The sequence below is a fragment of the Methylobacterium sp. WL116 genome, assembly GCF_008039455.1.
GTDB lineage: Bacteria > Pseudomonadota > Alphaproteobacteria > Rhizobiales > Beijerinckiaceae > Methylobacterium.
Map to the genome: position 1 here is coordinate 1 of NZ_VRUV01000252.1, position 6,517 is coordinate 6,517.

Annotated in this window: 5 protein-coding genes and 1 pseudogene; all 6 read left to right on the forward strand. The window is 68.8% G+C overall.

What is annotated here, in order from left to right; all coding sequences use genetic code 11:
- Nucleotides 1-284: pseudogene (locus tag FV223_RS17080) on the forward strand (ArsR family transcriptional regulator); the annotation flags it as partial.
- Nucleotides 285-340: 56 nt separating this feature from the next.
- The gene (gene metF, locus FV223_RS17085) at nucleotides 341-1,261 is read left to right on the forward strand and encodes a methylenetetrahydrofolate reductase [NAD(P)H] (protein WP_147728155.1); all 921 of its coding nucleotides are present in this window, start codon (nucleotides 341-343) and stop codon (nucleotides 1,259-1,261) included.
- Nucleotides 1,262-1,428: 167 nt separating this feature from the next.
- Entirely contained in the window at nucleotides 1,429-5,181 is a 3,753-nt protein-coding gene (gene metH, locus FV223_RS17090) for a methionine synthase (protein WP_147728156.1), read from the forward strand.
- A gap of 64 nt (nucleotides 5,182-5,245) precedes the next feature.
- Entirely contained in the window at nucleotides 5,246-5,500 is a 255-nt protein-coding gene (locus tag FV223_RS17095) for an AbrB/MazE/SpoVT family DNA-binding domain-containing protein (protein WP_147728157.1), read from the forward strand.
- A complete protein-coding gene (locus FV223_RS17100) occupies nucleotides 5,500-5,901 on the forward strand; it encodes a type II toxin-antitoxin system VapC family toxin (RefSeq protein ID WP_147728158.1) in 402 nt (133 codons plus the stop codon). Before FV223_RS17095 ends, FV223_RS17100 begins: the two co-directional genes overlap by 1 nt.
- Nucleotides 5,902-5,996: 95 nt before the next feature.
- On the forward strand, nucleotides 5,997-6,443 hold the full coding sequence (locus tag FV223_RS17105; protein ID WP_147728159.1) for a hypothetical protein: 447 nt from the start codon (nucleotides 5,997-5,999) through the stop codon (nucleotides 6,441-6,443).
- Nucleotides 6,444-6,517: the final 74 nt, after the last annotated feature.

Here is a 6,517-nt window from a genome sequence, read left to right on the forward strand (position 1 = left end):
CCAACGCCGACAAGGCCGCCCGCCTCGTGGCGCCGGGCGGCCGCCTGCTGGTGGTCGACTTCGCCCCGCACGACCTCGAGTTCCTGCGCGAGTCGCAGGCCCACCGCCGTCTCGGCTTCGCCGCCGATCAGGTCTCGGGCTGGCTGTCCGAGGCCGGGCTCGACACCGTGGTGACCCGCGACCTCGCGCCGACCGAGCAGGCCCAGCTCACCGTCACCCTCTGGCTCGCGGCGGACGGCCGTGTCGCCCCCGAAGCCATCCAGCCCGAACGCGCCGTCGCCTGAGGCGGCCGACGCCCTTCCACGATCGTCTGAACCGAACGACATTGAGGACGAAGCCCATGCCGAACGCCAACCGCCACCGCGCCAGCCGCGACGGCTACCACCCGATCCGCGTCTCGATCGAGTTCTTCCCGCCGAAGACCGAGGAGATGGAGAAGATCCTGTGGTCCTCGATCGAGCGGCTGGCGCCGCTCGGGCCGAAATTCGTCTCGGTGACCTACGGGGCCGGCGGCTCGACCCGCGAGCGCACCCACAACACCGTGGCCCGCATGGTGACCGAGAGCGGCCTCAAGCCGGCTGCCCACCTGACCTGCGTGGACGCGACCCGCGACGAGATCGACGCGGTGGTGCAGTCCTACTGGGATGCCGGCGTGCGCCACATCGTGGCGCTGCGCGGCGATCCCGCCGAGGGCGTCGGCCACGCCTATCGCCCGCATCCCGGTGGCTACGCGCAGACCTCGGACCTCGTCGCCGGCATCAAGCGCATCGGCGACTTCAAGGTCTCGGTCTCGGCCTATCCCGAGAAGCACCCCGAGGCCGCCTCGCTCGACGCCGACATCGACGCGCTGAAGGCCAAGGTCGACGCCGGCGCAGACCAGGCGATCACGCAGTTCTTCTTCGAGAACGACGTCTACCTGCGCTACGTCGACAAGGTGCGCGCCGCCGGCATCGACATCCCGATCATCCCCGGCATCCTGCCGGTGCAGAACTTCAAGCAGGCCGCCAACTTCGCCCGCCGCACCGGCGCTTCGGTGCCGTATTGGCTGGCGGCGCGCTTCGACGGGCTCGATGGCGACGTCGAGACCCGGCGGCTGGTGGCGGCGGCGGTGGCGGCCGAGCAGGTGCTCGACCTCGTCGACGAGGGCGTCAACGACTTCCACTTCTACTCGATGAACCGCTCCGACCTCGTCTACGCGATCTGCCACCTGCTTGGCCTGCGCGCCCAGGCACCGAAGGTGGCGACGGCGAAGGCGGCCTGATCGATCGACCTCCCGTCATCCCGGGGCGCCGCGGGCGCGCCCGGGATCCAGACGCGCGAACCTTGCCGACAAGTCTTTGACGGCAGCCGAAACCGGCCTTCCGGACCCGTCGCGGTTCTGGATTCCGGGCTCCGCTGCGCGGCCCCGGAATGACGAGTGAGACATCCATGACCGACCTTCGTCCCGTCGACGGCACCGAGATCGAAGGCGCCCTGCGCCAGCGCGCGCGGGAGAAGATCCTCGTCCTCGACGGGGCGATGGGCACCGTGATCCAGCGCCTCGGCTACGGCGAGGCCGACTTCCGCGGCGAGCGCTTCAAGGACCACGCCCACGACCAGAAGGGCAACAACGACCTGCTGATCCTGACGCAGCCCGATGCGATCCGGCAGATCCACCTCGACTACTTCCTCGCCGGCGCCGACGTCTGCGAGACCAACACCTTCTCCGGCACCACGATCGCGCAAGCCGATTACGGCATGGAATCGGTGATCCACGAGCTGAACGCGCAGGGCGCGCGCCTCGCCCGCGAGGCCGCCAAGCTCGCTGAGGAGCAGGACGGCCGCCGCCGGTTCGTCGCCGGCGCCGTCGGCCCGACCAACCGCACGCTCTCGATCTCGCCGGACGTGAACAACCCCGGCTACCGCGCCGTGACCTTCGATCAGGTCAAGCAGGCCTATGCCGAGCAGGTCCGCGGCCTGATGGACGGCGGCGCCGAGCTGATCCTGATCGAGACGATCTTCGACACGCTGAACGCCAAGGCGGCGATCGCCGCCACCTGGCAGGTGTTCGACGAGCGCGGCGTCACCCTGCCGATCCAGATCTCCGGCACGATCACCGACCTGTCCGGGCGCACCCTGTCGGGCCAGACCCCCGAGGCGTTCTGGAACGCGCTGCGCCATTGCCGGCCGCTGACCTTCGGCCTCAACTGCGCGCTGGGCGCCCGCGAGATGCGCGGCCACATTTCGGAGCTGTCCCGCGTCTGCGACACGCTGGTCTGCGCCTACCCGAATGCCGGCCTGCCCAACGAGTTCGGCCTCTACGACGAGAGCCCGGAGGCGATGGCCAAGCTCGTCGCCGAGTTCGCCGAGGGCGGCATCGTCAACATGGTCGGCGGCTGCTGCGGCACCACGCCGGACCACATCCGCGCCATCTCCGAGGCCGTCGCCGGCAAGACGCCGCGGGTAATTCCTGAGATCGCGCCGCTGATGCGCCTGTCCGGCCTGGAGCCGTTCACGCTGACGAAGGAGATCCCCTTCGTGAACGTCGGCGAGCGCACCAACGTCACCGGCTCGGCCAAGTTCAGGAAGCTCGTCACCGCCGGCGACTACGCCGCCGCCCTCGACGTCGCCCGCGACCAGGTCGCGGCCGGGGCCAGCATCATCGACGTCAACATGGACGAGGGCCTGCTCGATTCCGAGAAGGCGATGGTCGAGTTCCTCAACCTGGTCGCCGCCGAGCCCGACATCGCCCGCGTGCCGGTGATGGTCGATTCCTCGAAGTTCCACGTCATCGAAGCCGGCCTGAAGTGCATCCAGGGCAAGGCGATCGTGAACTCGATCTCGATGAAGGAGGGCATCGAGAAGTTCGTTCACGACGCGAAGGTGTGCCGCTCCTACGGCGCGGCCGTGGTGGTGATGGCCTTCGACGAGGACGGCCAGGCCGACACGCTCGAGCGCAAGGTCGAGATCTGCACCCGGGCCTACAAGGTGCTGACCGAGGAGGTCGGCTTCCCGCCCGAGGACATCATCTTCGATCCGAACGTGTTCGCGGTCGCGACCGGCATCGAGGAGCACAACGGCTACGGCGTCGCCTTCATCGAGGCGACCCGCATCATCCGCGAGACGCTGCCCCACGCCCACATCTCGGGCGGCATCTCGAACCTGAGCTTCGCCTTCCGCGGCAACGAGCCGGTGCGCGAGGCGATGCACGCGGTGTTCCTGTACCACGCGATCAAGGTCGGCATGGACATGGGCATCGTCAACGCGGGCCAGCTCGCGGTCTACGACCAGCTGCCGGCGGAGCTGCGCGAGCTGTGCGAGGACGTGGTCCTGAACCGGCGCGACGACGCCACCGATCGCCTTCTGGAGGCGGCCGAGCGCTTCAAGAGCGGCGCCTCGGCCCAGGCCAAGACCGCCGACCTGACCTGGCGCGAGGGCACCGTCGAGAAGCGCATCGAGCACGCGCTGGTCAACGGCATCACCGAGTACATCCTCGCCGACACCGAGGAGGCCCTCCAGGGCGTGGCGCGGCCGCTCCACGTCATCGAGGGCCCGCTCATGGCCGGCATGAACGTAGTCGGCGACCTGTTCGGCTCGGGCAAGATGTTCCTGCCGCAGGTGGTGAAGTCCGCCCGCGTGATGAAGCAGGCGGTGGCCTACCTCGAGCCGTACATGGAGGCGGAAAAGCTCGCCAACGGCGGCGACGGGCAGCGCCGCGCCGCCGGCAAGGTGCTGATGGCCACCGTGAAGGGCGACGTCCACGACATCGGCAAGAACATCGTCGGCGTGGTCCTGGCCTGCAACAACTACGAGATCATCGACCTCGGCGTGATGGTGCCGGCGACCAAGATCCTCGAGGTCGCCAAGCGCGAGAACGTCGACATCGTCGGCCTCTCCGGGCTGATCACGCCGTCGCTGGACGAGATGGTGCACGTCGCCGCCGAGATGGAGCGCGAGGGCTTCGACGTGCCGCTGCTGATCGGCGGCGCCACCACCAGCCGCGTCCACACCGCGGTGAAGATCCACCCGTCCTACCAGCGCGGGCAGGCGATCTACGTCACCGATGCCAGCCGCGCGGTCGGCGTGGTCTCGAGCCTGATCTCGAAGGAGACCCGCGGCGGGGTGATCGAGAAGGTGCAGGCGGAATACGCCAAGGTCGCCGACGCCCACGCTCGCTCGGAGCTCGACAAGCAGCGCCTGCCGCTGGCCAAGGCCCGCGCCAACGCGTTCAAGATCGACTGGACCGATTACGCGCCGAAGAAGCCGAGCTTCACCGGGACGCGCGTCTACGGCTCGTACGAGGTGGCCGACCTCGTGCCCTACATCGACTGGACGCCGTTCCTGCAGACCTACGAGTTCAAGGGCCGCTACCCCGCGATCTTCGAGGACCCGAACCAGGGCCCGGCGGCCAAGGCCCTGTTCGAGGACGCGCAGGCGATGCTCAAGCAGATCGTCGCCGAGCGCTGGTTCAACCCGAAGGCGATCCTCGGCTTCTGGCCGGCCAACGCGGTCGGCGACGACATCCGCCTCTACACCGGCGAGAGCCGCTCGGAGACGTTGGCGACCTTCCACGGCCTGCGCCAGCAGCTGTCGAAGCGCGACGGGCGGCCGAACACCTGCCTGTCGGACTTCGTGGCGCCTGCCGAGACCGGGATCGCCGACTACGTCGGCGGCTTCGTCGTCACGGCGGGCCTGGAAGAGGTGCGGATCGCGGAGAAGTTCGAGCGCGCCAACGACGACTACCGCTCGATCCTGGTCAAGGCGCTCGCCGACCGCATCGCCGAGGCGTTTGCCGAGCGCATGCACGAGCGCGTGCGGCGCGAGTTCTGGGGCTACGCGGCGGACGAGACCTACACGCCGGAAGAACTGGTGCGCGAGGAATACGACGGCATCCGCCCGGCCCCGGGCTACCCGTCGCAGCCCGATCACACCGAGAAGGTCACGCTGTTCGACCTGCTCCAGGCCGAGCGCCGCATCGGCGTGAAGCTCACCGAATCCTACGCGATGTGGCCGGGCTCGTCGGTCTCCGGCCTCTACCTCGCCCACCCGAAGGCGCACTACTTCGGCGTCGCCAAGGTGGAGCGCGACCAGGTCGAGGACTACGCGATGCGCAAGGGCATGGACCTGCACGCCGTGGAGCGCTGGCTCGGACCGATCCTCAACTACGATCCGGCGCGCTACCTGGCGGTGGCGGCGGAGTAGGCCGCCTCGACTTTGCGGCTCCGGCCTCCCGATCTATCCTCGTGACGGACATCGGGAGGTCGGCATGTCGAACATCGCGAAGATCATCCGATCGGACGGGGAGGAGGCGGTACAATTGCCGCCCGGTTTCCAGTTCGAGGGCGACACGGTGCGGATCCGACGCGACGGCGAGGCGGTCATCCTCGAACCGATCGTGGATGAGTGGGCTTGGCTCGAAGCCATCGCCGTCAAGCTCGACCCTGACGTCCTCGATGCCATCCTGAAAGCCACGGATGAAGATGTGCCGCAGCAAGACCGCCCGGCGCTCGACAAACTCTGATGCTCTATCTGCTTGATACCAATGTCGTAGTGGCTTTGCTGAAGCAACGACAACGGGTTTGGGAGCGGTCGCGAGCACATCGGCGGCGCGATTTCGGTGTTTCGGCGATTGTTTCGCACGAGTTGTTCTTCGGCGCCTATCATGGTGATCGCCAAGACGAAACGCTCGCCGGGATCGATGCCCTGCGCTTCCCCGTGATCGATTTCACCGTCGCCGACGCCCGCCAGGCCGGCGAGATCCGTGCGGGCCTCGCCGCGGCCGGAACGCCGATCGGCCCCTACGACGTCCTGATCGCCGGGCAGGCGCTCGCGCGCGACGTGACGCTCGTCACCCGCAACGTCCGCGAATTCTCGCGCGTCCCCGGCCTGCGGGTCGTGGATTGGGAAGGCGGCGGCGCATAAGCCGGCGCCTGTGTCCCGGCGGAGCTTGACCGGGCGGCCCTCGCGGCTTCAATGCCCGTGCGGGTCGTCCGCGGGTCGGTTGCGTGGAGACGGGTATGAAGCGGCTGGCGTTTGTCATCGCCGTCGCGACGGGCCTCGCGGTCACCGGATGCACCGGGTTTTCCCACATCTCCAAGACCTATGTCAGCCTGACGCCCCAGGTCGTGACGATTTCCTGCAACGACCCGTACGAGGTCTACGACCAGCGCCAGCAACGGCGGATGCTGATCGTCTCGAACGCGGTGCGCGAGTTCACCGGCTGCGGCATCGGCGACCGCTATGCCGACCGCGACCCCGGCGAGACGCGGGCGGCGCGCTTCCGCCTGGCGGCGCGGACCTACCTCGACGAGACGGTGCGCGAGGATTGCAGGATCACCGGCGAGACGGTGTTCACCGACCTGCAGACCGAGTTCGTCTACGCCTGCGGCGCCCCGATCGAGCCGCGCACCGCGAAGGTTCCGCGCCTGCCCGGGCGCACCAATCCCGGCATCGGGCTGCGCTGAGCCGCTATCGCTTGGCGGGCTGCGGGAAGCTGCGCTCTGCGGCGTCGCCCGAGGCGGCGAGCAGCGTGCGGGCG